The organism is Pseudoalteromonas sp. SCQQ13, assembly GCF_015864415.1.
GTDB classification, from domain to species: domain Bacteria; phylum Pseudomonadota; class Gammaproteobacteria; order Enterobacterales; family Alteromonadaceae; genus Pseudoalteromonas; species Pseudoalteromonas nigrifaciens.
The window spans coordinates 121198-147419 of the sequence record NZ_JADYXG010000010.1 but is presented as its reverse complement, the minus strand read 5'-3'; the positions used below and the strand labels follow the sequence as shown (position 1 = coordinate 147419).

Annotated in this window: 24 protein-coding genes; 17 read left to right on the top strand and 7 right to left on the bottom strand. The window is 40.8% G+C overall.

Translation table 11 applies throughout. The features are described from left to right. The first annotated feature begins 93 nt into the window (after positions 1-93). Entirely contained in the window at positions 94-891 is a 798-nt protein-coding gene (gene phhA / locus I6F41_RS10215; protein WP_011328701.1) for a phenylalanine 4-monooxygenase, read from the top strand. A gap of 39 nt (positions 892-930) precedes the next feature. Then, positions 931-1275 carry a 4a-hydroxytetrahydrobiopterin dehydratase gene (locus I6F41_RS10210; protein ID WP_011328700.1) on the top strand — a complete coding sequence of 115 codons (345 nt, stop codon included), beginning with the start codon at positions 931-933 and terminating at the stop codon, positions 1273-1275. Between the two features lie 257 nt (positions 1276-1532). Here I6F41_RS10210 and I6F41_RS10205 read toward each other — a convergent pair whose 3' ends face one another. Continuing rightward, on the bottom strand, positions 1533-3560 hold the full coding sequence (locus tag I6F41_RS10205; protein ID WP_197108312.1) for a BCCT family transporter: 2028 nt from the start codon (positions 3558-3560) through the stop codon (positions 1533-1535). 199 nt (positions 3561-3759) lie between these two features. On the opposite strand from I6F41_RS10205, the gene I6F41_RS10200 reads away from it, so the two are divergent. Next, positions 3760-4335, top strand: coding sequence for a hypothetical protein (locus I6F41_RS10200; protein WP_197108310.1), 576 nt, complete (start codon positions 3760-3762; stop codon positions 4333-4335). A gap of 141 nt (positions 4336-4476) precedes the next feature. Here I6F41_RS10200 and dapD read toward each other — a convergent pair whose 3' ends face one another. The 3 genes from dapD to map form a co-directional block, all read right to left on the bottom strand. Continuing rightward, complete coding sequence (gene dapD / locus I6F41_RS10195; protein WP_011328697.1) at positions 4477-5307, bottom strand: 2,3,4,5-tetrahydropyridine-2,6-dicarboxylate N-succinyltransferase; 831 nt, start codon at positions 5305-5307, stop codon at positions 4477-4479. A gap of 9 nt (positions 5308-5316) precedes the next feature. Continuing rightward, on the bottom strand, positions 5317-7935 hold the full coding sequence (glnD, locus tag I6F41_RS10190) for a [protein-PII] uridylyltransferase (protein ID WP_011328696.1): 2619 nt from the start codon (positions 7933-7935) through the stop codon (positions 5317-5319). A 64-nt stretch (positions 7936-7999) separates the two neighbouring features. Further along, positions 8000-8785, bottom strand: coding sequence for a type I methionyl aminopeptidase (gene map / locus I6F41_RS10185; protein ID WP_089368556.1), 786 nt, complete (start codon positions 8783-8785; stop codon positions 8000-8002). 271 nt (positions 8786-9056) lie between these two features. On the opposite strand from map, the gene rpsB reads away from it, so the two are divergent. The 14 genes from rpsB to I6F41_RS10115 all read left to right on the top strand — a co-directional run bounded on the left by rpsB (position 9057) and on the right by I6F41_RS10115 (position 22537). Beyond that, positions 9057-9785 carry a 30S ribosomal protein S2 gene (gene rpsB / locus I6F41_RS10180; protein ID WP_011328694.1) on the top strand — a complete coding sequence of 243 codons (729 nt, stop codon included), beginning with the start codon at positions 9057-9059 and terminating at the stop codon, positions 9783-9785. A gap of 103 nt (positions 9786-9888) precedes the next feature. After that, positions 9889-10740: a translation elongation factor Ts gene (gene tsf, locus I6F41_RS10175; RefSeq protein ID WP_011328693.1), complete on the top strand. Its 852-nt coding sequence runs from the start codon at positions 9889-9891 to the stop codon at positions 10738-10740. Positions 10741-10897: 157 nt separating this feature from the next. Further along, on the top strand, positions 10898-11647 hold the full coding sequence (gene pyrH / locus I6F41_RS10170) for a UMP kinase (RefSeq protein ID WP_011328692.1): 750 nt from the start codon (positions 10898-10900) through the stop codon (positions 11645-11647). Positions 11648-11697: 50 nt separating this feature from the next. After that, complete coding sequence (gene frr / locus I6F41_RS10165; protein WP_011328691.1) at positions 11698-12219, top strand: ribosome recycling factor; 522 nt, start codon at positions 11698-11700, stop codon at positions 12217-12219. A 165-nt stretch (positions 12220-12384) separates the two neighbouring features. Next, positions 12385-13164 (top strand): isoprenyl transferase, encoded by a 780-nt coding sequence (locus I6F41_RS10160; protein WP_011328690.1) that lies wholly within the window; start codon positions 12385-12387, stop codon positions 13162-13164. 20 nt (positions 13165-13184) lie between these two features. Then, positions 13185-14051 carry a phosphatidate cytidylyltransferase gene (locus I6F41_RS10155; RefSeq protein ID WP_011328689.1) on the top strand — a complete coding sequence of 289 codons (867 nt, stop codon included), beginning with the start codon at positions 13185-13187 and terminating at the stop codon, positions 14049-14051. After that, positions 14048-15253 (top strand): 1-deoxy-D-xylulose-5-phosphate reductoisomerase, encoded by a 1206-nt coding sequence (ispC, locus tag I6F41_RS10150; RefSeq protein WP_197108320.1) that lies wholly within the window; start codon positions 14048-14050, stop codon positions 15251-15253. The genes I6F41_RS10155 and ispC overlap by 4 nt, the downstream gene beginning before the upstream one ends. A gap of 1 nt (position 15254) precedes the next feature. Continuing rightward, on the top strand, positions 15255-16613 hold the full coding sequence (gene rseP, locus I6F41_RS10145) for a sigma E protease regulator RseP (RefSeq protein ID WP_011328687.1): 1359 nt from the start codon (positions 15255-15257) through the stop codon (positions 16611-16613). Positions 16614-16709: 96 nt separating this feature from the next. After that, on the top strand, positions 16710-19181 hold the full coding sequence (bamA, locus tag I6F41_RS10140; RefSeq protein WP_197108308.1) for an outer membrane protein assembly factor BamA: 2472 nt from the start codon (positions 16710-16712) through the stop codon (positions 19179-19181). An 11-nt stretch (positions 19182-19192) separates the two neighbouring features. Beyond that, a complete protein-coding gene (locus tag I6F41_RS10135) occupies positions 19193-19711 on the top strand; it encodes an OmpH family outer membrane protein (RefSeq protein ID WP_041454497.1) in 519 nt (172 codons plus the stop codon). A 7-nt stretch (positions 19712-19718) separates the two neighbouring features. Beyond that, positions 19719-20741 carry a UDP-3-O-(3-hydroxymyristoyl)glucosamine N-acyltransferase gene (gene lpxD / locus I6F41_RS10130; protein ID WP_197108306.1) on the top strand — a complete coding sequence of 341 codons (1023 nt, stop codon included), beginning with the start codon at positions 19719-19721 and terminating at the stop codon, positions 20739-20741. A gap of 27 nt (positions 20742-20768) precedes the next feature. Then, a complete protein-coding gene (gene fabZ / locus I6F41_RS10125; protein WP_011328683.1) occupies positions 20769-21221 on the top strand; it encodes a 3-hydroxyacyl-ACP dehydratase FabZ in 453 nt (150 codons plus the stop codon). A 2-nt stretch (positions 21222-21223) separates the two neighbouring features. Continuing rightward, complete coding sequence (gene lpxA / locus I6F41_RS10120) at positions 21224-21994, top strand: acyl-ACP--UDP-N-acetylglucosamine O-acyltransferase (protein WP_011328682.1); 771 nt, start codon at positions 21224-21226, stop codon at positions 21992-21994. Between the two features lie 153 nt (positions 21995-22147). Next, positions 22148-22537, top strand: coding sequence for a septal ring lytic transglycosylase RlpA family protein (locus I6F41_RS10115; RefSeq protein WP_192531574.1), 390 nt, complete (start codon positions 22148-22150; stop codon positions 22535-22537). Here the strand turns inward: I6F41_RS10115 and cydC are convergent. The 3 genes from cydC to cydX are packed head-to-tail and all read right to left on the bottom strand — an operon-like array spanning position 22534 to position 26219. Continuing rightward, positions 22534-24297: a thiol reductant ABC exporter subunit CydC gene (cydC, locus tag I6F41_RS10110; RefSeq protein WP_197108304.1), complete on the bottom strand. Its 1764-nt coding sequence runs from the start codon at positions 24295-24297 to the stop codon at positions 22534-22536. The genes I6F41_RS10115 and cydC overlap by 4 nt on opposite strands. Next, positions 24290-26065: a thiol reductant ABC exporter subunit CydD gene (gene cydD / locus I6F41_RS10105; protein WP_086995287.1), complete on the bottom strand. Its 1776-nt coding sequence runs from the start codon at positions 26063-26065 to the stop codon at positions 24290-24292. Before cydD ends, cydC begins: the two co-directional genes overlap by 8 nt. Further along, entirely contained in the window at positions 26055-26219 is a 165-nt protein-coding gene (gene cydX / locus I6F41_RS10100; protein WP_011328678.1) for a cytochrome bd-I oxidase subunit CydX, read from the bottom strand. Before cydX ends, cydD begins: the two co-directional genes overlap by 11 nt. Between the last annotated feature and the right edge of the window lie 3 nt (positions 26220-26222).

Here is a 26222-nt window from a genome sequence, read left to right as displayed (position 1 = left end):
GTTCACTTTTGCATAGTATGGCTGCAATCGGTATCCAAGTTACTTGGGTATCACCCTGACACCGGTTTCGGGTTAATCCCAAAGAAGGTACTAATGGCTAAAGCAAGTAAATACACCTCCAAAACACCAGATGAAAATGGCGTTATACATTGGAGCGATGAAGAAAATAAAATTTGGTCTGAGCTCGTAGCGCGCCAACTTGCGTGCATTGAAGGCAAAGCCTGTAACGAATATATGGAAGGTTTAAAAAAAATAAACCTGCCACACGATCGTATTCCGCAACTTAGTGAGCTAAACGAAGTACTGCTAGCCACTACCGGTTGGCAAGTAGCGCCAGTGCCGGCACTTATCGACTTTGATGAGTTTTTTCGGTTACTGGCCAATAAGCAATTTCCGGTGGCGACTTTTATTCGTAGCCGGGATGAGTTTGATTACCTACAAGAACCCGATGTGTTTCATGAAATATTTGGTCACTGCGCTATGCTTACTAACCCTGATTTTGCAGAGTTTACGCATAAATACGGAAAACTTGGCTACGCGGCAGAGAAAAAAGATCGTGTATACCTAGCGCGCATGTACTGGTTTACCGTTGAATTTGGTTTAATGCAAACCGATAATGGTTTGCGTATATACGGCGGTGGTATTTTATCAAGCCCAGGAGAAACCCAGTACGTATACTCAAGCACGCCAGAAATTACGCCAATGAGTGTATTAGATGTGCTGCGTACCCCGTACCGAATTGATATTATGCAACCGCAGTACTACACCATAAATTCGATTCATGATCTGTTTGATATATCGCAAATGGATATAATGGCTTTGGTTGAACAAGCAAAAGAACTTGGCTTGCACGACCCAAAATTTTCACCAAAAGAAAAATTAGCTAGTTAACTTTAATATAAAAAGTAACGCTAAAGATAAGGATTTAAAATGTCTTCATTAAGTGCACAAAAATGCGAAGCCTGTCATGCCGATGCGCCAAAAGTATCAGACGAAGAGCTAGCGCAATTAATTACCAAAATCCCTGATTGGGTACCTGAAGTACGCGATGGCATTATGCAGCTTGAGCGTGTTTACAAATTTAAAAACTTTAAACAAGCTATTGCGTTTACTAACAAAGTAGGCGATATGGCTGAAGACGAAGGCCATCACCCAGGTTTATTAACCGAGTGGGGCAAAGTAACAGTTACTTGGTGGAGCCATTCAATTAAGGGACTACACAAAAACGATTTTATTTGCGCTGCAAAAACAGATGACGTATTTAACGCGCTGTAATACCAAACTAATTGAGCAAACCAACAAAGGCACTTATTTTTAAGTGCCTTTTTGCTTTTTAGGGAAAATAAAAGACCAAACACAGGGAGCTTAGGCTAGCAGGTGGATGTGGGTAGTGAGCAAATTAGGGTTGTTTTTAAGGCATAGAGCAAACGATAAATCTGGTTAGTGATAAAGCCAGCCTGGCTACGATCGCTTTGGATTATTTAGCCCTTAACTATGTGATGCAGATAAGGGCTAAATTGGGTTAGCGCAAATTATTTGTCGGTGTTTAGCATTTCGTCATGCTCAGTCATATCCCAAGGAAGCTCGCCTGGGCTGTTATCTAAAAAGTGCAAATAGTTTTCAAATTGGTCGAGAATATCTTTCACAATATCATCTTCGCTATAGCCAAAAATATCATACGACAAACCACCACGGCGCAAGTATACCTCTGCACGACAATACGTTTCAGTGTTATCTGTTTCAGGTTTTAGCTCAGAGTGAACAAAACTAGGCATTGCATGCTCTGTTAACCTTATGTCGTATACAAAGTCCATATGTTCATGGCGTAAAACAGTTAAGTGCGCGCGACATAAGTCGGCATCAAATACTACTTCAGCATGCCATTGTCGAGATTTTAATTCGGCTTGCACTTCTTTCATCGCTTTAGTCACTACTTGGTCAATAAAGTTATGTACTTTGCTTTTTTTTGGGTAGTCGATCATGGCTGCTAAACGGCGTTTCCAATGCGATAAATTTAAGTTTCTGCCGTTTAAAGTATGTGCTTGTAAACTGGTATCGCGATGCCCTTCAATTACAAGCGCACGCCATAGGCCAACAGTGGCAATTAGCATAATAATAGCAAAGGGTAATGCACTGGCTATTGTCATAGTTTGCAGTGCGCTGAGCCCGCCTGCCAGTAATAAAGCTGCAGCAACCGCACCTTCAAGAACCGCCCAAAATACCCGCTGCCATGCAGGAGTGTTTGCATTACCACCTGAAGCTAATGAATCAATAACGAGTGAGCCAGAGTCAGACGAGGTAACAAAGAAGGTGATAATTAAAAATACCGTTAATAGCGAAATAAAGAATGACCAAGGTAATACTTCAAATAATTGAAATAGCGCTACGGCATGGTTCGCTTGCACATCAGTAATTAAAGTGTCTAAGCCTTCATTCATGATTAAATTGAGAGCCGTATCACCAAATATCGAAAACCATAAAAATGTGAATATGGTGGGCACTAACATTACCCCAACAACAAATTGCCTGATGGTGCGACCACGGCTAATTTTTGCGATAAACATACCCACAAAAGGTGCCCAGGCAATTGTCCAGCCAAATATAAATAAGGTCCAGTTACCTATCCAGTCGCTGCGACTATAAGCTTGCAAGTTAAAGGTACGCTCAACAATACCACTTAAGTAACTGCCAGTATTTTGTAAAAAAGATTCTAAAATATGAATGCTAGGACCAATAAAAAATACAAACATCATTAAAGATATTGCCAAGGTCATATTCAAAATAGATAAACGCTTAACGCCTTTATCCATACCTGCTACCACAGAGATGGTTGCTGCTGCGGTTATAATGGCAATGGCTGATATTTGCACTGTGGTATTTATAGGAATGCTTGGCCATAAATAATGTAGGCCCGCATTTATTTGCGTTACCGATAACCCCAAGGTCGTGGCTATACCAAATAGAGTACCTAAAATAGCAAATATATCGACCGCGTGACCAATTGGGCCATAAATTCTATCGCCAATTAAAGGATATAACGCTGAGCGAATTGATAGGGGCAAACCATGACGAAAAGCAAAGTAGGCAAGTACTAAACCTACAATTCCGTATATTGCCCATATATGAAATCCCCAATGGAAAAATGCAATTTGCATTGCTTGTTTAGCAGCGTTAACTGTTTCTGCCGCACCCGAAGGTGGAGATGCATAATGCAATACAGGCTCAGCAACACCAAAGTAGAGCAGTGCAACACCGTAGCCTGCAGAAAATAACATAGCAAACCACTCTGCAAAGCTATATTGCGGCTCTGAGTGATCGGGCCCTAGTTTTATGTTTCCCCAACTAGAGGCGGCAACAGAGACTATAAATACTAAAAATATAGCGACAGATAACATATAAAACCAGCCAAAGGTTTCTGTTATCCAAGTAAGGGCGATACTGAATGCTTTACCAGCAAGTTCAGGGTTACTGCTCGTACCTATCACTAAAAGGAGAATGATGAATACGGCAGGCAAAAATACGGGGAGTAAAATAGTTGAGCGTAAAGCTTTTGTTGTCATATTAGTCCTTAATATTTATTGCTAACTTTAATGTATGCTTAACTACCTTATTATATTCTGGGTGTGCTTGGCTAATTTAATTACTTTTAGCTACTTCAAGTAAAGTAAACTGGTCTAAGCATTATTTATTCAAAGTACCTTTTTGCTTTTTTATTACATATTTAATAGCATGGTTAAAACAATTAAAAAAACAGCCTTAATGACCCTATCTCGTTATCACCTTGCAGCGCTAATTATTACAGTGACCTTTATAGACTCGATGTTTATTCCGCCTGTATTTGGCATACAGTGGCACAGCCAAAAATTTACCTATGAGTTGTCTACTTACCTAGTTTGGATAAAGCTGATATTGGTAAGTATTGCTACTTATGTATTGATAAAAAGCATCAGTAAAACAAGCAAACATACTGTTCAAGCAAAATTAGTTAGCTTGCTATTGTTTATAATGGCAGGGTTGCAAATTGTAGCACTTGGGCTTACATGTATTTGGTATGCCATTGTTGGCAGTCAAGCGCAATTTTATCAGCAGCAGGAAAATATAGTAGCGTATACCAGCGATGTAGGTGCATTTGGCAGTGCGTATCATTACTTTGGTTATCAGTGTGTGGGTGAATATGGTTTTTATACATACATGCCAATAGCCACTATCGATTGGTTACGGGACATGTCATTTTATGAGAAAAACAATCAGCTAATTATTCGTTATTATGATTTTAAAACGAAAACTCAGCAGGTAAAACAAATAGACTTACACGGCTTGAGTTGTAATGGGTGATTGAAATACACAATGCTGGCTAAATAAAAAGCGCTAAACCCACAAGGGCTTAGCGCTTTTAAATATACAATTAAAGTTCAGCTAAAACACTTAACTTTAAAGTGTCGTTGGGTTTCGCTGCGCTCTACCCAACCTACTTAACTATTCATCATCAATTGAGCGAAGCAGGGCGTTTATGCCTACTTTTTCGCGTGTTTGCTGATCTACTTTTTTCACTATAATTGCAGCGTACAGGCTGTGGCTACCGTCTTTTGATGGTAGTGCGCCAGGGACTACTACTGCGCCTGCTGGTACGCGGCCGTAGTGAATTTCACCGGTTTCACGGTCATAAATACGGGTACTTTGGCTGATGTAAACGCCCATTGAAATTACCGCGCCTTCTTCAACAATTACACCTTCTACTATTTCAGAGCGTGCGCCAATAAAACAGTTGTCTTCGATGATGGTTGGGTTGGCTTGTAATGGCTCTAAAACGCCGCCTATGCCTACGCCACCCGATAAGTGTACGTTCTTACCAATTTGTGCACACGAGCCTACAGTAGCCCATGTATCAACCATGGTGCCGTCGTCAACGTATGCGCCAATGTTTACATACGATGGCATAAGTACCACGTTTTTACCTACAAAGCTGCCTTTACGCGCAACAGCATTAGGCACTACGCGCATGCCGCCTTGTTTAAATTGCTCCGGCGTGTAGTCGCTAAATTTAAGTGGTACTTTGTCGTAAAACTGATTTACGCCATCGTCCATTGCTTGGTTTTCGCGAATACGGAACGACAGTAAAACCGCTTTTTTAAGCCATTGATGTACTACCCATTCACCCGATATTTTTTCAGCAACGCGTGCTGCGCCACTGTCTAGCAGGTCAAGCGCGTCAATAATGGCTTGCTTTACTTCAACAGATACTGTGCTTGGGCTAATGCTATCGCGGTTATCCCAGGCGTTTTCGATCATCGTTTTTAAATCTGACATAGTGTCCTCTTATTCGGTTTCTGCGTTGAGTTTTTTACGCAATGCTTGATGAATTTTGGCTTGTTCTTCGTCTGTAAGTGCTTGGTACTCGTTATTAGAGACCACGAAGAAATCTTCTGCGCGCTGCCCCACTGTGGTAATACGCGCAGCGTGTATGTGTAATAAGTGTGCTTGAAAAACTTCGGCTATTTTAGTCAATAAACCGGGTATATCAATTGCTTGGATTTCAATTAGGCTGCGATCTTTACGCGGATGCGGGCGCAGCACAATTTTAGGTTTTATATTAAAGTCTTTAAAGCGTTGCGAGCGATTCTTTTTAAAGCGAATTTTTTTACGCGGCTCAAACAAGGCTTGCTCTAGGGCGCGTTTAATTGATTGTGCTCTGCCACTGGCAATTGGCTCGCCATTTACTTCTAAAATAACAAAGTTAAATAGTACGTAGCCATCTTTGGTGGTAAGTACTTGCGCGTGCTGTATTTGCGCTTTTTTAGAACCAATAACACTCACTAAGCGGGCAAATAAAGGCCCAGAGTAAGGGCTGTATACAAATACTTGGGTGCCACCGTGCATCGCTTTATTTGATACGATAACACTCGGTTGACTTAAATCTTCGCTATTAACTAAATGCTGGCTGTGCCATGAAATTTGCTGTTCGCTAAAAGCGGTAAAGTAATTGGCTTTAAAGCGGCTCCAAATTAAATCAATTTGGTCTTCCATGTAGCCTAAGTTGAGTAATCGCTGTTTAGCTTGATGCTTTTTGTCGCGAATTTGGTCGCGTTGATCCATTGGATTTTCAAGCCCTAAACGCAGTGCGTGTTGCGTATGTAAGTAAAGCTCACGCAGCAGGGTGTTTTTCCAATCGTTCCATAAATTGTCGTTGGTGGCACGTATATCGGCAACGGTTAAGCAATATAAATAATCAAGTTGGCGCTCTGTTTTTACTCGTGTGGCAAAGTCTTTAATAACTCCAGGGTCGTTTATATCTTTACGTTGTGCGGTAACCGACATAAGTAAATGATTACTAACCAGCCATGCGATTAGTTTACCATCGGCGACAGAAAAGGCATGTAACTTTGCAAAGGCTAGTGCGTCAACAGCGCCCAGTTCTGAGTGGTCGCCACCACGGCCTTTTGCTATGTCATGAAATATACCCGCTAAATAAAGTAGCTCAGGTTTATCCATACGAGTGACTATTTCACTACAAATAGGAAATTCGCTGACACCGGTTTTATCAAAGTACTGATAAATATTATTTATTAATCTGTGGGTGTGCTCATCTACTGTGTAGGCATGAAATAAGTCAAATTGCATTTGCCCAAATATGTTTCGCCACTGCGGTAAATAAGCAGCCAGCATGCCGTGTTTATGCATTAAGGTAAACGCACGGCCCATACCATTGGGGTGCTTTATAAGACGTAAAAAAGCTTCGCGACAGGCAGCGTAATCTTGTAAGTCGCCCAGTAAACGGCGGCGCACTTGGCGAATCGTGCGAATAGTGCTGGGATAAATGTGCGTTATTTCTGGGTTGTCGGCAATATGCTCAAATAACATAAAAAGCTGATCGCGCCTAAAAAATACCGATGGGCTTTTTACTTTAATTTGATTGCCAATACGCTCAAAATTGCGGTCAAGCTCTTGAATAATAGGTTGATGGTGTTTTGGCGAAATACTTTGTTCAAAGTACGCCAGTAGCATCAGGTTTAGTTCGCGTACGCGGCTCATTATTCTAAACAAACGCTTCATCATGCGCTCAACTGACGATTTACCATCGCTACCAAACCCCAGAATTTCGGCGGCTTGCGGTTGGTGATCAAACAGTAAGCGGTTTTCTGAACGCCCAGCAGCCAAATGCAGCGCAAAACGAATATTCCATAAGTTTTCTAGGCACTCTGAAAGCTCTTGAAACTCTTCGTGAGTAAGGTAGCCATGGCTAATAAGCTCTTGTAGGGTTTCTGCTCTAAAGTGTTTTTTAGCAACCCAAATAATGGTTTGCAGATCGCGCAGGCCACCGGGGTTTTCTTTTATGTTAGGTTCGAGATTATACGCTGTGCCGTGGCATTTTCGGTGGCGTAAATGTTGCTCTTGTACTTTGGCTAAAAAAAACTCATTTGAGCGCCACACTGGCGTGTCAATTATGTGGTTTTTTAGCTTTTCAAATTCTATATGATTACCAAAAATAAGCCGGCTTTCTAATAAGCTGGTGGCAAAGGTAACGTCTTCACGTTTTTGCTCTATGGCTTGCGCTATAGTGCGAACACTGTGCCCAATCTCTAAATTGAGATCCCAAAGCATGGTAACAAACTGACCTATTTTTTCGCTGATTTCAGCGTTTGGTTGTTGTGTTACTAGTAGCAAAAAGTCGATGTCGGAATAGGGGTGTAATTCACCTCGTCCATAACCACCTACGGCTATAAGTGCTAGGTCGGGTTCGTGCGCTAAATCATAAACATGAAACAGTTTGATCAGCAAACGATCTATGAATTCAGCCCTGGCATTAATTAAATTACCAACCGGTTGTTTAGAAAACTCATTAAAAAGCCATTTATAAAAATAGCTAGAACAATCGCGATAATCACTAAGTTGCTCTGCGTCGCTAAGCAACTTTTTTACTTTGTTGGGTAATGCCACCGGGGCTGATTCCTTATTTATACGAGTTCATTTTGATAAATAGCTATCAAGTTGAACGGGTATTTTAATGCTCAATGATCCTGTCGATTGTATCATCTGATCGTAGCGTTAAAATTTCAACACCATTTTCAGTTACTAACAAAGTATGTTCCCACTGGGCTGACAAGCTACGGTCACGTGTAACCACAGTCCAATCATCTTTAAGTAGTTTACATTGGCGTTTGCCCGCATTGACCATAGGCTCAATAGTTAAACACATGCCGGCTTTTAATACTTCGCCAGTACCTGCTTTGCCATAGTGCATTACTTGTGGCTCTTCGTGAAACCCTGCGCCAATACCATGGCCACAGTATTCACGAACAATTGAGTAGTTGAAGCTTTCAGCATATTTTTGAATTGCTTCGCCAATATCGCCTAAACGCACACCTGGTTTTACCATTTTAATGGCAATGTAGAGGCTTTCTTGTGTTACTTCTGCAAGGCGTTTACCTTGAATGTTAGGGGTACCAACATGGAACATTTTAGAAGTGTCGCCGTGGTAGCCATCTTTAATTATGGTAACGTCAATATTAATACTGTCGCCATCTTTTAATGGCTTTTCGTTTGGAATACCATGGCAAATAACATGGTTTACAGAGGTGCAAACTGATTTTGGAAAACCATGATAATTTAATGGAGCAGGGATTGCTTTTTGCACATTAACAATATAATCATGACAAATTGTATTTAGCTCATCGGTAGTCACGCCCGGCACTACATATGGGCCGATCATTTCAAGTACATCTGCCGCTAAGCGCCCAGCTACGCGCATTTTCTCTATTTCTTCAGGGGTCTTAATAATAGCGCTCATTGAAGCTCCAAAGTTGAGTTTTTAACATTTATCGCCGCACAATTTTTGCACGCGATGTTGAGTATTTAATTTTAATATGGTATAAAGCGCGCCGTCTTTTTACAAATAAATTCTTTAATGATTTTTTGTATTTAAGGCAAACACAATTTTATTTTAACACACACACGTATCGTCACATACACTTGGGTGCATTAGAAGTTTAAATACTTCGGTGTTGGTGCTATGGGATATGTGGAGGCCTAACCCTAAACAACTATAGAGGATCTATAAAATGGCAAACGTTTCAATGCGCGATATGCTTCAAGCTGGTGTTCACTTTGGTCACCAAGCACGTTACTGGAACCCTAAGATGAAGCCTTTCATCTTCGGCACACGTAACCGTGTACATATCATCAACCTTGAGCAAACTGTACCAATGTTCAACACTGCACTTAAGTTTTTATCTGGTGCTGCTGCAAACAAAGGTAAAGTTCTTTTCGTTGGTACTAAGCGTGCAGCAAGCGAAGCAGTGAAAGAATCTGCAATCGCAAGCGACCAGTACTATGTAAACCACCGTTGGTTAGGTGGCATGTTGACTAACTGGAAAACAGTTCGTCAATCAATCAAGCGTCTTAAAGACCTTGAAATACAAAGCCAAGACGGTACTTTCGAGAAGTTAACTAAGAAAGAAACGTTAATGCTTAACCGCGAAATGGAAAAGCTTGAGAAGAGCCTTGGCGGAATCAAGAACATGGGCGGTCTTCCAGACGCGCTTTTCGTTATTGATGCTGACCATGAGCACATTGCTATCCGTGAAGCTAACAACCTAGGTATTCCGGTTGTTGCAATTGTTGATACTAACTCGAACCCAGATGGCGTTGATTTCATCGTACCTGGTAACGATGATGCTATCCGTGCGGTAAGTCTTTACACTAACGCTGTTGCAACTGCGATCACTGAAGGCCGTGAGAACACACTTGTTGCTCAAGCTGAAAAAGACGATTTCGTAGAAGCTGAGTAATTAGCTGTCTTCAAGTCTTCATCTTTTAAAGGTGAAGACTTGCTATTCTTGTAGAGCGGGTAACCCGCTTATCTAAACCTGATTCAGATTTGAGGAATTACTAATGGCTGTAACTACTGCCCTAGTTAAAGAATTACGCGAGCGTACTGGCGCTGGCATGATGGATTGTAAAAAAGCGTTAACTGAAACTGATGGCGACATCGAGTTAGCGATTGAAAACATGCGTAAAAGTGGCGCGGCTAAAGCAGCTAAAAAAGCAGGCAATATCGCTGCTGAAGGCGCTATCATTATCAAGAAAAATGGTAATGTTGCAGTGCTAGTTGAAGTTAACTGTCAAACAGACTTCGTAGCTAAAGACGTAAGCTTTTTAGCGTTTGCTGATAAAGTAGCAGAAGCTGCAATTGCAGACACTGTGACTATCGAAGACTTACAAGCTAAGTTTGAAGAAGCACGCGTTGAGCTAGTAACTAAAATTGGTGAAAACATTAACGTACGTCGTCTACAGTACATCACGGGTGAAAACCTAGTTGAGTACCGTCATGGTGATCGTATTGGTGTTGTTGTTGCTGGTGTTGCTGATGAAGAAACACTTAAGCACGTTGCAATGCACGTTGCTGCATCAAGCCCTGAGTACTTAACTCCTTCAGACGTTCCTGCTGATGTTGTAGCTAAAGAACAACAAGTACAAATCGAAATCGCGATGAATGAAGGCAAATCTGCTGAAATCGCTGAGAAGATGGTTGTTGGCCGCATGAAAAAATTCACTGGTGAGGTTTCTCTTACTGGTCAAGCTTTCATCATGGAACCTAAGAAAACTGTTGGCGAAATTCTTAAAGAGAAAAACGCAACAGTTACTAGCTTCGTACGTGTAGAAGTTGGTGAAGGTATCGAAAGAAAAGAAGAAGATTTTGCTGCTGAAGTTGCTGCACAAATCGCTGCTGCTAAAGCTAAATAAGATTAACTATTTGTGTAGGGAGTAAAAAAGACATGCAATTAATGTGTTATTTGCTTTTGCTTCACAGCTAGAAATTCTTTAAAATAACCGCGCTTTTATGTTTAACATAAGCGCGGTTATTTTTTATCCATTTTTTATAAAAGTTGGCCCCAATACTATGACTATCAATCGTAAACCTATTTTTAGACGCGTTCTTCTCAAATTAAGCGGTGAAGCTTTAATGGGAGATGAAGGCTTTGGCATCGACCCTAAAGTGTTAGACCGCATGGCTCAAGAAATTAAAGAGCTCGTAGAGCTCGACGTAGAAGTGGGTTTAGTTATTGGCGGTGGAAATTTTTTACGCGGTGGCTCGTTAGCAGAAGCAGGCATGAATCGTGTTGTTGGCGATCACATGGGTATGCTTGCAACCGTAATGAATGGTTTGGCAATGCGTGATGCGCTGCATCGTGCATTTGTAAACTGTCGTTTAATGTCGGCTATTCCACTTCATGGTATGTGTGATGCGTACAATTGGGCTGAAGCAATTAGTTTATTAAAAACGGGCCGCGTAGTTATTTTTGCAGCCGGTACGGGTAACCCATTTTTCACTACCGACTCAGCAGCCTGTTTACGTGGTATCGAAATTGAAGCCGATACGGTAATTAAAGCGACTAAAGTAGATGGCGTTTACAGCGATGACCCAGTTAAAAATCCAGATGCGACACTTTATCGTCATTTAAGTTACAATGAGATAATTGAGAAAGAATTGAAAGTAATGGATTTAGCGGCATTTACATTAGCACGCGATCATAATATGCCATTGAGCGTATTTAATATGAATAAATCAGGCGCATTAAAACGTGTTATTATGGGTGAAGAAGAGGGAACCCTTATTTCTTCACAAGCCTCAGATGAAGTAATTAAATAGATTAGGATTAAACTGTGATTAACGATATTCAAAAAGATGCGCAAGAGCGCATGCAAAAGAGTGTAGCAGCACTGGGCAGCCAGTTATCTAAGATTCGTACTGGTCGTGCTCATCCTGCATTGCTAGATGGTATTATGGTGTCGTATTATGGCTCGCCAACACCTTTAAACCAAGTTGCTAACGTAACAATTGAAGATTCACGTACACTGGCTATTGGTGTATTTGATAAGTCACTTGCGCAAGCGGTAGAAAAAGCAATAATGGCATCTGACTTAGGTTTAAACCCAATGTCAGCAGGTTCAGTTATTCGTGTACCATTGCCAGCATTGACTGAAGAACGTCGTAAAAACTTAATTAAAATTGTTCGTGGTGAAGTTGAAGGCGGTCGTGTTGCAGTACGTAACATTCGTCGTGACGCGAATGGCGATTTTAAAAACTTATTGAAAGATAAAGATATTTCTGAAGATGAAGCGCGTCAAGCTGAAGAAGCAATTCAAAAGATGACCGATAAATTCATTAAAGAAATGGATACTCAATTAGCAGCTAAAGAAGCTGAGTTGATGGAAATCTAAGAAACTAATACGCTGCACTTGGGGTAATAGATTGAACCTATTGCAAGTAAATTCAACGCAGTTAGCGTTAAAAATAGCCACTTGAAATAGATTTATTATCCCGAGTACAGGTTAAATTTATTAGTTTTGAAACGCCGGCTGGGGTATACTAGGCGGCGTTTTTTTATGGAATACTCAATATTTATGGTTCTAGATGCTGACACAATTTCACAGCAATGTTTACCTAAACATGTAGCTATCATCATGGATGGTAACGGGCGTTGGGCGCAAGCCAGAAATAGACCGCGTGTGTTTGGGCATAAAAAAGGTGTGGACGCAGTTCGTCAATCTGTACAGTTTTGTACTAAATTAGGGATACAATCGTTAACCTTATTTGCTTTTAGTAGTGAGAACTGGCGTCGACCTGAAGACGAAGTAAAAACGTTAATGGAGCTTTTTTTATTTGTACTTAGTAAAGAAGTTAAAAAGCTGCATAAAAACAATGTAAAACTGACCATTATTGGAGACTTATCGCGGTTTTCTGAAAGCTTACGCAGTAAAGTAGATACTGCTCAAAAGCTTACAGCAAATAATACCGGGCTGCATTTAAATGTTGCTGCAAATTACGGTGGACGTTGGGATATGGCTAATGCTGCTAAACAACTTGCAGAGCAAGTTGCACAGGGGCAATTAGACCCAGCCGATATTACAGAAGAGCGTATAGCACAGTACATGAGTATGGCAGATCAGGCCGAGCCTGATTTACTAATTCGTACTGGTGGCGATGTCAGAATTAGTAACTTTTTACTCTGGCAAGCAGCTTACGCTGAACTTTACTTTACCGACACACTGTGGCCTGATTTTAATGAAGCAGCATTTGCTGAGGCCATAGCGTGTTACGTTGCCAGAGAGCGACGATTTGGTTGTACGGGCGAACAAATAAAACAATTACTCGCTCAAACCTAAATAGAATAAGGGTCATAATTTTGTTAAAACAACGCATTCTAACCTCACTCGTGCTAGCACCATTAGCGCTTGCTTTGGTTTTTTACACCCCACTGACATTATTTAGTTATTTTGCGGGTGCAATTGTATTAATGGGCGCATGGGAATGGTCTGCTTTTATGGGGCTGTGCAATAAACTTAAGCGCAGCGCTTTTGTACTTTTAGTTGCCGCTTTGCTAGCGTTACTAAACCTGCACTGGCCAATCGAATCACTTTGGCAAGATGGCAAATTGGTAGGTGATGCAAATTACTTATTTACGCTGTCGTTTGCATGGTGGATTGTTGCTAGTTATTTAGTATGGCGCTACCCAGAAATGGCTAAAGCATGGAACGAAGGCATAGTAATGCGCGGTATTGCCGGATTACTAACGTTAGTGCCTTTATGGTTAGCCCTAAATACGCTGCGCAGTGCGCAATATACCGAATCTAGTCATTTTGGCTCTATGCTTATTTTAGTGGTTTTAGGAATCGTATGGAGCGCCGATATTGGTGCCTACTTTACAGGTAAAAGCTTTGGTAAGCGTAAGCTCATGCCAAAAGTAAGCCCAAATAAAACTATTGAAGGTTTAGCCGGCGGCGTTGTCGCTGCAGTTATATTTGTGCTTACATTTTGTCATTTTACCGACGTAGATTTAATTGTATGGCCAATTTACGCCATTATGACTGTGTTTATTGCCTTGTTTTCAGCGGTGGGTGATTTGCTTGAAAGCATGTTTAAACGCGAAGCAGGACTTAAAGACAGCGGTAATTGCTTGCCAGGACATGGCGGGATTTTAGATCGTATTGATAGCCTAACCGCAGCCGCACCTATGTTTGTAATGTGTTATGCGTGGACTTTGAGTTTATGAGTGAAAAGCAGCAACTGGTAATTCTAGGGGCTACAGGCTCTATTGGCCTTAATACCTTAGATGTTGTGGCAAGAAATACTCAGCAGTTTAGTGTTTTTGCATTAGCTGCTGGGAAAAATGCTAGAAAAATGGCTGAGCTATGCATTGCGCATCAGCCACGCTATGGCGTTATGGCAACACAAAGCGCTGCTAAGCAATTGTCGTTATATTTAAGTAATACGCCATGTAAAACGCAGATAATGCATGGTGAGCAGGCTATGAGCGAGCTGTGTCGGCATCCAGAGGTTGATGCTGTCATGTCGGCAATTGTCGGCGCTGCAGGGTTATTGCCGACGTTAAGCGCAGTAGAAGCCGGAAAAAAAGTACTGCTCGCCAATAAAGAATCTTTGGTAATGTCGGGTCAGTTGTTTATTGATAAAGTAAAACAACACAAAGCGACATTGCTACCAATAGACAGTGAACATAACGCTATTTTTCAATGTTTACCGTATTCTCTACAAAATGCGCAAGGCGATCAACACCTGCAATCTCATGGCGTAAGTAAAATATTACTTACCGGCTCAGGCGGCCCATTTTTAACCCGTGATATAAATACCCTTAAAGATGTAACCATAGCAGAAGCCGTGGCGCACCCTAATTGGTCTATGGGACAAAAAATATCGGTAGACTCAGCCACCATGATGAACAAAGGGCTTGAGTTTATTGAAGCTAAATGGCTGTTTAACTGCGACCCGAGTGATATTGATGTGGTTATTCATCCACAGAGTATAATTCATTCTATGGTGCAATATCACGACGGCTCAATTTTAGCGCAAATGGGTAACCCTGATATGCGTACCCCAATTGCCCATGCATTAGCTTACCCTGAGCGTATAAATGCAGGGGTTAAGCCGTTAAACTTTTCAGATATTAGTGACTTTTCGTTCACTAAACCTGACTTTTCTCGTTACCCTAATTTACAACTAGCGATTGATGCGTGTAGCGCAGGGCAAGGCGCAACAACGACAGTGAATGCCGCAAACGAGATCGCGGTAAGTGCATTTTTAAATGGTGAAATTGGTTTTACCGATATATACACAATAAATGCACAGACTCTCGAAGCGGCCACGTACACCAATGTGCAAAGCTTAGATGAAATTTTAGAGTGCGATAGATTAGCGCGTTTAAGCGCATCGCAGTTTATAACAAAAGTGACGCATTAATATGTTCGATTTTTTTTGGAATCTCGGCTCATTTATTTTAGCGCTGGGCATTTTAGTTACAGTACATGAATACGGCCACTTTTGGGTGGCGCGTAAAGCCGGCGTTAAAGTGCTGCGCTTTTCTATCGGCTTTGGTAAACCATTGCTAAAATGGCGTGATAAATACGATACCGAGTACGTTATAGCAGCCATACCTTTGGGTGGTTATGTAAAAATGCTCGATGAGCGGGTTGATGAAGTACCTGCAAATCAGCGTCATTTATCGTTTAATGCTAAGTCGGTACAAGCGCGTATAGCGATTGTTGCTGCGGGGCCCGTTGCTAACTTTATATTTGCTATATTTGCACTTGCCGTTATGTATATGGTGGGTGTGCAATCAGTAAAACCTGTTGTTGGCAGTGTGGTTGAAGGCAGTCGTGCAGCGCAAGCGGGATTAATGCCTAGCCAACAAATTATTAAAATTGGTGATGATGAAATTACCACCTGGCAAGACGCAACCTTTGCGCTTATGTCGAGTTTAGGTGATAAAAGCGTTGCAGTAACTGTACGTAACGAAAACTATCAGCAGCAAACAAAAATGCTCAATTTAGACGGCTGGAAACTTGATCAACAAGACGTGCCACCATTGAGCTCTCTAGGCATAGTACCATTTAGGCCACAAGCAACACTTAGTATTGCTGCGGTTACTAAAAGCTCTGCTGCAGAGCTGGCAGGGTTAAAAATAAATGATACTATTGTGGCTGTAAATGGCGAAACAATAAGCAATTGGCAGCAATTAGTTAATCTTATTACCCAATCGGCTAACAAATCATTACAATTTAGTGTAAAAAGACAAGACACTATAAAAATAATATCGGTAATACCTCAAGCTAGGGTTAACGCTCAGGGCATAGAGCAAGGCTTTTTAGGGGTTGCACCAATAGTAGAAAAATGGCCGCAAGGTTATATAGAAACTAGACATTATGGCCCGCTCGATAGTATTGTGCGAGGTAGTAAAGAAACGTGGCGATTAATTACCCTTAGCTTTGATATGATAGGTAATTTAATTACAGGCCAGATTTCGGTTAAAAATTTAAGTGGCCCAGTAGGCATTGCCGTAGGCGCGGGGACTAGCGTAAGCTACGGTTTCGTTGCGTTTTTAAGCTTTTTAGCACTGATCAGTGTTAACTTGGGTGTATTTAATTTATTGCCCTTGCCAGTGCTTGATGGCGGACACTTAATGTATTACATAATTGAACTTTTTCGTAAAAAGCCAGTCTCTGAAAAGACACAAGAGTTTGGTTTTAAAGTGGGTGCGTTACTACTCATTTTTTTAACATGTTTCGCTTTGTTCAATGATGTATCGCGTTTGTCGTTTTAACGTGACAATGACTAATTAGAACCACGATTGTACAGCTCGTAAATTTACTTTTCGATGCTAAGCGGTAATACAGTTGTAAAGGATAAATATAATAAAATGGCTATAAAAAAACATTTGGTAGTTTCAAGTTTATTGGGTGCAAGCTTTGCAGCCCTAGGCCAAAACTCCTTTATTGTTGAAGATCTCAAAGTTGAAGGTTTACAGCGTGTAGCACTGGGTGCTGCATTAACGCATATTCCTATTAACGTGGGCGATAATGTTGATGAGTACACGATTTCAAAAACAATCAAGTCTCTCTACCGCTCAGGTCACTTTGACAATATAAAAGCGCTACGCGACGGTAATAACGTTGTTTTTAAAGTAACTGAACGCCCAACAATTAGCTTTATTGAGTTTGATGGCAATAAAGATATTAAAGATGAGCAGCTTAATCAGTCACTTGATCAGCAAAATATTCGCCAAGGCGAGCCACTAGATAAAACCGTTATTGATAATATAGAAAAAGGCTTAACTGAATTTTTCCACAGTATTGGTAAATACAACGCTAAAGTCGATATTAGTATCACTAAACTGCCGCGTAATCGGGTTAAACTTAAATTAAAATTTGATGAAGGTGATGCTGCATCAATTCGTCAAATTAACTTGGTAGGTAATGAACTTTTTTCTAATGAAGAGCTATTACAACTGGCTGAGTCGCAACAAGACTTAGCTTGGTGGCAGTTTATGGGCAGCGACCGCTACCAAAAACAAACCATTGAAGGCGATTTAGAAAAAATTCGTAGCTTTTATTTAGACCGTGGTTACCTACGTTTTAACATAGACTCTACCCAAGTGTCGGTTAGCCCAGAGCGTGAGTCTGTATACGTTACAGCTAACTTAACTGAAGGGGTTAAATATAAAGTTAAAGGTTTTGACTTTATTGGTGACTTACTTGGTCGCGAAGACTTAATTAAAAGTGTTATTCCACTACGAGCGGGTGAGTTATATAACGGCTCAGTGGTTACCTCTTCAGAAGAATTTATAAAAAGCTACTTAGCGCGTTTTGGTTATGCCAATGCTGAAGTACGCACAATTCCGCAAATTGATGACGAAAATCAAGAAGTACAACTAACCTTATCGGTTAACCCTGGTAAGCGTGTTTATGTGCGCCGGATTATTGTTGGTGGTAACCAAAGTACTGCAGATGAAGTGCTACGCCGCGAAATGACACAGCTTGAAGGCGCATGGTTATCTAACCAAAGCTTAGAGCGTTCAAAATTACAAATTCAGCGTTTACCTTATATGGAAAAAGTTGATTTTAACGTTGTGCCAGTCCCAGGTGTTGATGACCAAGTAGATGTTGATTTTACGGTTAAAGAGCAGTCGGCTGGTAGCTTTAATGCCGGCTTAGCGTATGGCTCATACCTAGGCTTACAGTTTAATATTGGTGTAACAGAATCTAACTTTTTAGGTACTGGTAATCAAATAGGCTTTAATATTAATACCTCGCGTGGTTCTGAGCGTGTGAGCGTGTCTTATACCGACCCATACTTCACGCCAGATGGCGTATCGCAAGGTAGCAGTATTTTTTACAGTAACTACGATGCAAGTAAGTTTAGTTTGATCGACTATAAGTCGAAAAGCTATGGATTGGGGACTAATATAGGCTTCCCAATTGATGCGGTTAACCGCATTAACTTTGGTGTTCGTTGGATTCAAGAAGAGCTTTCAGATATTGCAGAGTACGAGCAAACGCGTGTACTGCGTGAAACCTTCTTAGACCAAGACAACCCAGATGCTGGTTTTGACTTTACTAAATATGAGTTAAGTGCTGGCTGGTCTCGCGTTACGGTAAACCGTGGTTTATTCCCAACAGCGGGCTCACGTCAAACGCTAAACTTAACAGCAACAACGCCGAATTCTGACTTAAAATACTTTAAGTTAAACTATGATTCGCGTTTTTACTGGCCAATATCGAACGACCATCGCTGGGTGTTCTCAACCCGTGCGGCGTTAGGTTACGGTAATGGTTATGGCTCAACTAACGGCTACGACCAAGTACTGCCATTCCAAGAATACTTCCGTATTACTGAAATGGAACTACGTGGTTTTGACCGAAATACAATTTTACCACGCGCAATTGCACGTATACCGCAATCAATTCCGGGTACACCTTTACCAGATGGCTCAACCACAGGTAATATAGGCGGCTCATCTGAATTTGATGTGCTAGTACCACAAGGTCGAATTGGTGGTAATGCTAAAGCGGTAGCAGGTATGGAATTAATTGTACCTACACCGTTTTTAGATGAAGAAAATACCAGTTCAGTACGTACCAGTTTCTTTGTTGATGCTGCTAACGTATGGGATACCGAGTTTAACGTAGACCGTTACCAAAATTTAGCAGCCGATGAGCGAGCTAAATTAGATGATTACTCTGATCCAATGCGTTTTAGGGTTTCAACCGGTTTATCATTACAGTGGATCTCTCCAATGGGTCCAATGCTGATTAGTTTTGCGTATCCATTGCAAAAAGAAGAAGATGACGATACGAAGACCATCAGTTTTAATATTAGTAACAGCTTTTAAAGGAGTTTTTTGTGAATAAATTATTTAAATCAACGGCAGTAGCTGTTTTAGCAACACTTATGATGGGCACCTCGGTAAGTGCATTTGCACATAAAGTAGGTATTGTAGACATGCAAGAAATCTACAAGCAAATACCACAAATGGCTAAAATTGAGCAATCTCTACAAACTGAGTTTGCAGAGCGCCGTCAAGAGTTAGAAAAGCTACAAGGCGATATTCGCTTTGAAGCTGAAAAGTTCAAGCGTGAAAGTACCACTATGAGCCAAGCGCAAAAAGATAAACTGCGTGACAAAATTCAGGGTATGCAAAAAAACCTTGCTGAAGTAGGTCGTCCTCTTGAGCAAGAAATTAAAGCACGCCAAAACCAAGAGCTTGCAAAAGTGCAGGGTTTAATTATCAAAACAATTGAAGACATTGCTAAAGATGGCGACTTTGATGAAGTTAAAGTTAAAGATACAACTATTTACTTTAACCCTAAAAAAGTAACTGATCTTTCTAATAAAGTAGTTGCTGCAGTGAGTAAGAAATAATTAAGTTATGCAAAATTATACGCTTTCGCAAATAGCGGAACTTCTAAGCGCCGAGCTGCAAGGTGATGGCGCTTTAGAAATAACAAAAATAGCAACACTTGCACATGCCCGCTCAGGGCATATTGCATTTTTAGCGAATAAGAAATATCGCTCGCAACTTGAAGCGACTCAAGCCAGTGCTGTCATTGTTAGTGAAGCAGATGCTCCTTACTTTAACGGCAATAAACTAATAGTTTCAAATCCGTATGTAAGTTACGCCAAGCTTGCGCAATTAATGGATACGACGCCACGCTCTGCCGCAACAGGCATTCATCCAAGCGCGGTTGTTGACCCAAATGCGACAGTAAGTAAAAGTGCCGCTATTGGCGCTAATACGGTAATTGAAAGCAATGCGATAATTAACGATAACGTACAAATTGGTCCGAACAGTTTTATTGGTGAAGGTGTTAAAATAGGCTCAGGCACTAAGCTTTGGTCGAATGTAACTATTTATCATAATGTTGAAATTGGCTCAGATTGTTTGTTGCAAGCCAATAGCGTTATAGGTAGTGATGGTTTTGGTTATGCTAATGAGCGTGGGCAATGGATTAAAATTCCTCAGCTTGGCTCTGTTATTATTGGTGATAAAGTTGAAATTGGCGCAAGTACTACAATTGATCGTGGTGCACTTGACGATACTATTATCCATAGTAATGTAATTATTGATAACCAATGCCAAATAGCACATAACGTTGAAGTTAACTCAGGCACAGCTATTGCTGGTTGTACTGTACTTGCTGGTAGCGTCACCATAGGTAAAAACTGCCAAATTGGCGGCATGACAGCAATTAATGGTCACATGAGCGTCTGTGATGGTGTTATAATTACGGGTATGAGTATGGTGACAAAATCAATCACCGAGCCAGGTATCTATTCATCTGGTATACCTCATACTACAAACAAAGAATGGCGTAAATCAATCGCTCACTTGCGTAACCTTTCTGAAATGAAAAGCCGTATTAAAGCACTTGAGCAATTAAATAAGCCATAAACGTTGAACACTAATGAGGATGCTATTTTGGCAAACGAATTAAATAGCCTTGATATTCAAGAAATTTTAAGTTTATTACCGCATCGCTACCCGATGTTATTAGTTGATAGAGTAATTGACTTTACACCTGGCAAATCTTTGCATGCTATTAAAAATGTGACTATAAACGAACCCATTTTTACCGGGCATTTCCCAAATCAGCCAATTTTTCCGGGTGTATTAATATTAGAAGCCATGGCTCAAGCAACTGGGTTACTTGGCTTTAAAACGGTTGAAAACCGTAGCGAAAATGAATTGTATTTGTTTGCAGCTGTAGATAATGCACGTTTTAAAAAACCAGTACTTCCTGGTGATACTATGCATTTACATGTTGAGTTTTTAAAAGAACGTCGTAATTTATGGAAGTTTGCAGCAGAAGCAAAAGTCGATGGCAAGCTAGTATGTAGCGCCGAAATTATGTGTGCGAGAAGAGAGTTTTAATTGTGATTCATCCAACGGCAATAATCGAACCAGGCGCGACACTAGGCAGCAATGTTTCAGTGGGACCATATAGTTATATTGGCAATGATGTTGTCATTGGTGATAACTGTATTATTGAGTCTCATGTTGTAGTTAAAGGCCCATCAACTATCGGTTCTGGAAATCATATTTTTCAGTTTGCGTCGGTTGGTGAAGCATGCCAAGACAAAAAGTACAACAACGAACCAACATCGCTCACTATTGGTGACAATAATATTATTCGTGAATGCGTTACAATTCACCGTGGCACAATTCAAGATCAGGGCGTAACCATTATAGGTAGTAATAACTTGTTTATGGCCTATACCCATGTTGCTCACGATGCAGTGATTGGCGATAATGTTATATTTGCTAATAACGCCAGTGTAGCAGGGCATGTACATATTGGTGACTGGGTTATTCTTGCGGGCAACTCAGGTATACATCAGTTTTGTAAGGTAGGCGCACATGCATTTGTAGGCATGTATTCAGCTATTAATAAAGATGTACCACCATTTGTTACCACTATAGGTATACCTGCAGGTCCAGTTGCAATTAATACTGAGGGCATGAAACGCCGTGGTTTTCAAAGCGATGAGATAATGGCTGTACGCCGTGCTTATAAAGTATTTTATCGTAAAAGCCTAGGTGTAGATGAAGCAATTGAGTCACTTAGCGAAGATGCGCAAAAGTATCCAGCAGTACAGTTAATGATAGATTTTGTTAAAAGCTCAGAGCGCGGTATCGTACGATAAACGCCTTTTAGCTTATATAAAAAACCACCTAAGAGTAATCGATGGTGGTTTTTTATTGCTTATTATTTATAATTATTAGTGAGTAATTCAGGATCAGCTCAGGCAAGCAGCTGTAGGCTAGTTGCTAATTATATCAATTACATAAGCTATTAAATGATACTTAAAAAACTCACTGTTACTTTTATTGCTATTATCCTTGCAGGTTGTAGTAGTCAACCACTTGTAAAATCAAGCTCAGGGGAGCTGACACAGCTTGGCAAAGCATCATTTTATGCCAATAAATACCAAGGAAGAACCACCGCAAATGGCGAACGCTTTGATCAGCAAGCAGCAACGGCAGCGCATCTTAAGCTGGCCTTTGGTACTAAAGTGAAAGTAACAAACCTAGCAAATAATAAGTCGGTAATAGTGAGAATTAACGACCGAGGCCCTTATATACGCGGGCGTATTATAGATTTATCGAGCAGTATGTTTAAAAAGATAGCCGACCCTAAAGTCGGCGTTATTGATGTGCAAGTTACCGTAATAGATAAAGCGAATTAAAAACGGATAGTAAGTGACGTGTAAGCAGGATCGCTAAGTAATTGCTGATGGGTGCCTTGTGCTATTACTCGCCCATCCTCTAACCAAATAATATTATCCATATGCTCAAGCAGGGCTGGATCATGGGTAATAGTAAGTACACTGGCGTTACTCATAACTTGCATAATGGCATGCATTACACTTTGTTTAGATTGATTATCTAGCCCTTCTGTTGGCTCATCAAGCACTAAAATAGCGGGGTTTTGCAATAAAGCCTGCGCAATCGCAATCCGCCTCGACTGACCTTGTGACACATTACGCCCGCCGGTACCTAAGCGAGTATTTAACCCCGATTTTAACTCAGTAAACCACGGGCTAAGTTGTGCATGCGCTAGTGCATCTAGCATTTGCGCTTTAGTTGCATTAGGCGCTGCATAGCATAGGTTTTCTTTTAAAGTGCCATCAAAAATATGATGCTGTTGAGCCAAAATATTAATTAACCTTGCTCGGTTATCATTACTTAATAAATGCAAATCAACGCAGTTGCCTTGCTCACTCAAGGTAATATTGCCTTGCTCACTCAAGGTAATATTGCCTTGTTGCAGTGGCCATAAACCGGTGAGTAAGTTAACTAAGGTGGTTTTACCGCTGCCGCTTCTACCAACAATGGCCACTTTTTGCTGCGGCTTTAGCTCAAAACTCACGTCATTTAATGCTGGGTGTTTATCGTAACAATAACTAATGTTCTTAAGTGTTAGTGAGGGATTTTGCAAAGCCAAATTATTATTTATAGCGGCATCATATTGCGTATTAGCATTTACGGCTTTATCTTCAAGCGTAAATAAACGTTCAGCTGCTTTTAACACATTTGGTAATTCAATAAACGCATTTGGCAGGAGTAACACACTCTCAAAGCTGGCGAGCACAAATAGGCTTAGCATTGCCAGCTCAACATTAACCATGGCATTACTGTAAACCAGGGGCGCTATGGTCACAATACTTGCGATCATGGCCAGTTGTACAACTAATAAACTTAAACCATCGGTATTAGCCAGCGCCTTGTGGCGAATAAACAGTTGCTGATTATACTGCTCGCTTAAATCATCGCACTTAGCAATTTGCTGCTCCCGAGCTTGGTAAATACTTAGTTCTCTAAGGCCGGTTAAAGTATCGGAAAGCTCAGAGCGCAGCTGTGCACTTAACTGTGTTTCTTTGTGGCTGTTTTTATTTAATTTAACGCTAAGAAAAGCAGGTAAAACGACGCCAATCAGAACAATGCCAGTAAAACAAATAAGTGCGACATCGGCGTTGTATGCCGACATAAACAGCATAATAATAGGCACGCTTAATAGCGCAACTAACATAGGTAATAATACGTTTAAGTAAAACTTATCTAGCGCGTCTACATCATTTTGGAGCCGATTAACTAAATCGGCGCTGCGGCTCATTGCTAAGTCAACATTATTGAGTTTACTGAGGGTAGAGAACACACTAACGCGAATTTCACTTAGCATTAAAAACGTAGCATTGTGAGTTACTAAGCGTTCCCCATACCGTGATGCGGTGCGTACAATCGCTAAAAAGCGAATTGTACCCGCTGGAGTAAAGTAATTCATTTGTGTACCGGCAATACCGGCTGCCGCCATTGAGGCTAAAAACCAGCCCGATATAGCCAGTAACCCCACATTAGCAAGTACTGTAAGTGTGGCTAAAAAGGTACCCAGCAACATAGCTTTGTAGTGAGGACGGCACAGTTTTAGTAAGCGAATAAAATTATGCATGAACTGCTCCTTGCTGTGCTGTTTGCAGTAAAGTGGCAAACTCACCATCTTCAGCCGCTAAGCTATTAAAGCAACCTTGCTGAGCTATTTTGCCATTGTGCATTACAATAAGTTGCTCAGCATTTTTGACTGTATTGAGCCGATGGGCAATAACTAGCACTAAATTATTTTTTGCATAATCAGCTATAGCATGTTGAATAACTTGTTCGGTTTCGCTATCAAGGTGTGCAGTAGGTTCGTCAAGTACCAATACAGGTGCTTGTTTTATAAAAGCACGCGCAAGGGCAATGCGTTGCTTTTGACCACCAGAAAGTCCCTCACCTTGCTCGCCAATTAAAGTATTAAAACCATCAGGCAGTGCCTTTATAAAGCCCAAAGCGCCTGCTTGCTTTGCTGCATGCTCAAGCTCTTGTTGCGTTGCATTAGGCTTTGCTAATTTAATATTGGCAGCAATAGTGTCGTAAAATAACGTGGCTGATTGCGGTATCCACGCAATGTGGCTTTGTAATTGCCCAATATGTGCAGTACTTAAAATTTGCTGATTAATACTTATATGCTTAATGACCTCGGGGTGAAACCCCAATAAACAATCAAACAGAGTACTTTTACCCGAGCCACTGGCACCAACAACGGCAATTAACCCTTTGTTGGGTAGAGATAAGTTTATATTTTTTATTCCTTCGTCACTATTTGGGTAGGTAAAGCTAAGGTTATTAACTGTAATTGAGCTAATAGTAGCGCTAATTTTGTCAGTAGTATGTTCGCTTTGTTGCTCAGGCAATGGGGCATTTAAAATTATTAGCATGTCGGCGGCGGCACTTATACCTTGCAAGCGCGCATGATAGTGGCTGCCTAATTGACGCAGCGGCAAATAAAATTCAGGCGCTAACAGTAAAACCACAAAACCAGTGGCAAAATCAAGTGTGCCAAAAAACAATCTAAAACCAATAATAACCGCCACTAAGGCCACACTAATGGTTGCTAAAAACTCCAATGCAAATGATGATAAAAAAGCAATTTTTAATACGCTAAGTGTTGCGTGTCTAAAGTCATCAGATATTTTAGCAATTTGTTTTAGCTCTAAGCGAGTGGCGTTAAATAGTTTAAGTTGGGTAAGCCCTTGTACGCGATCAAAAAAGTAATTCCCTAATACCGCCAGTTGTTGCCAACGTTGTTGATTAAGCGCTTCGGCTTTTGAGCCAACTAAAATCATAAAAAAAGGAATAAGGGGCGCAGTTAATAAAAATATTAGCCCAGCTTTGTAATCTGTCGGAAAAATAACGATTAATATAGCCAGCGGAATAAGCGCACTGTAGGCAACGCCAGGTAGGTACTTAGCATAATAATCGTGTAGCGCTTCTACACCATTGTGCAATGTATTGAGGGTAGCACCTTGGCCATGTTGCTCTACATAGCTTGGCCCAAGCAGGCTGAGCTTATTAAGTAGGGTTTGGCGCATTGCCGACTTTATTTTAAGTGCAGCATAAGCGCTAAAGCGTTCACTTAGTGTTAAAAATACCGCGCGCAGTAAAATAATACCGGCCAAAGGCCATAATAAGTAGGTGATTTCAGCCAAACTATACTGTTCAAAAATTACATTATGAATAGCTTGAGCAAGTAAATAAGCACCTGCAATCATGAGTAATGCGTTAACAGTACCCAGTGCAATGCTTAGCTTTAATAGCATTGCAGCGGGTTTACTTTGACGCTTTAAAAAAGCGCGCAAAGACTGCTGTTGCGCGCGATCAGGGCGGGTGTTAGTCGTCATTTTTAGTTGTGTTAGTCTCTTTTAATAAATCATGCATTACTTGCTCGTCATCAGCAATACTGTCTTTATTTTGCTGAAACTCATACCACATTACATTTATTACACCTAAGGTACAGGCTAAAAGTACACCTAAAATCCAAGCGAAATACCACATAGT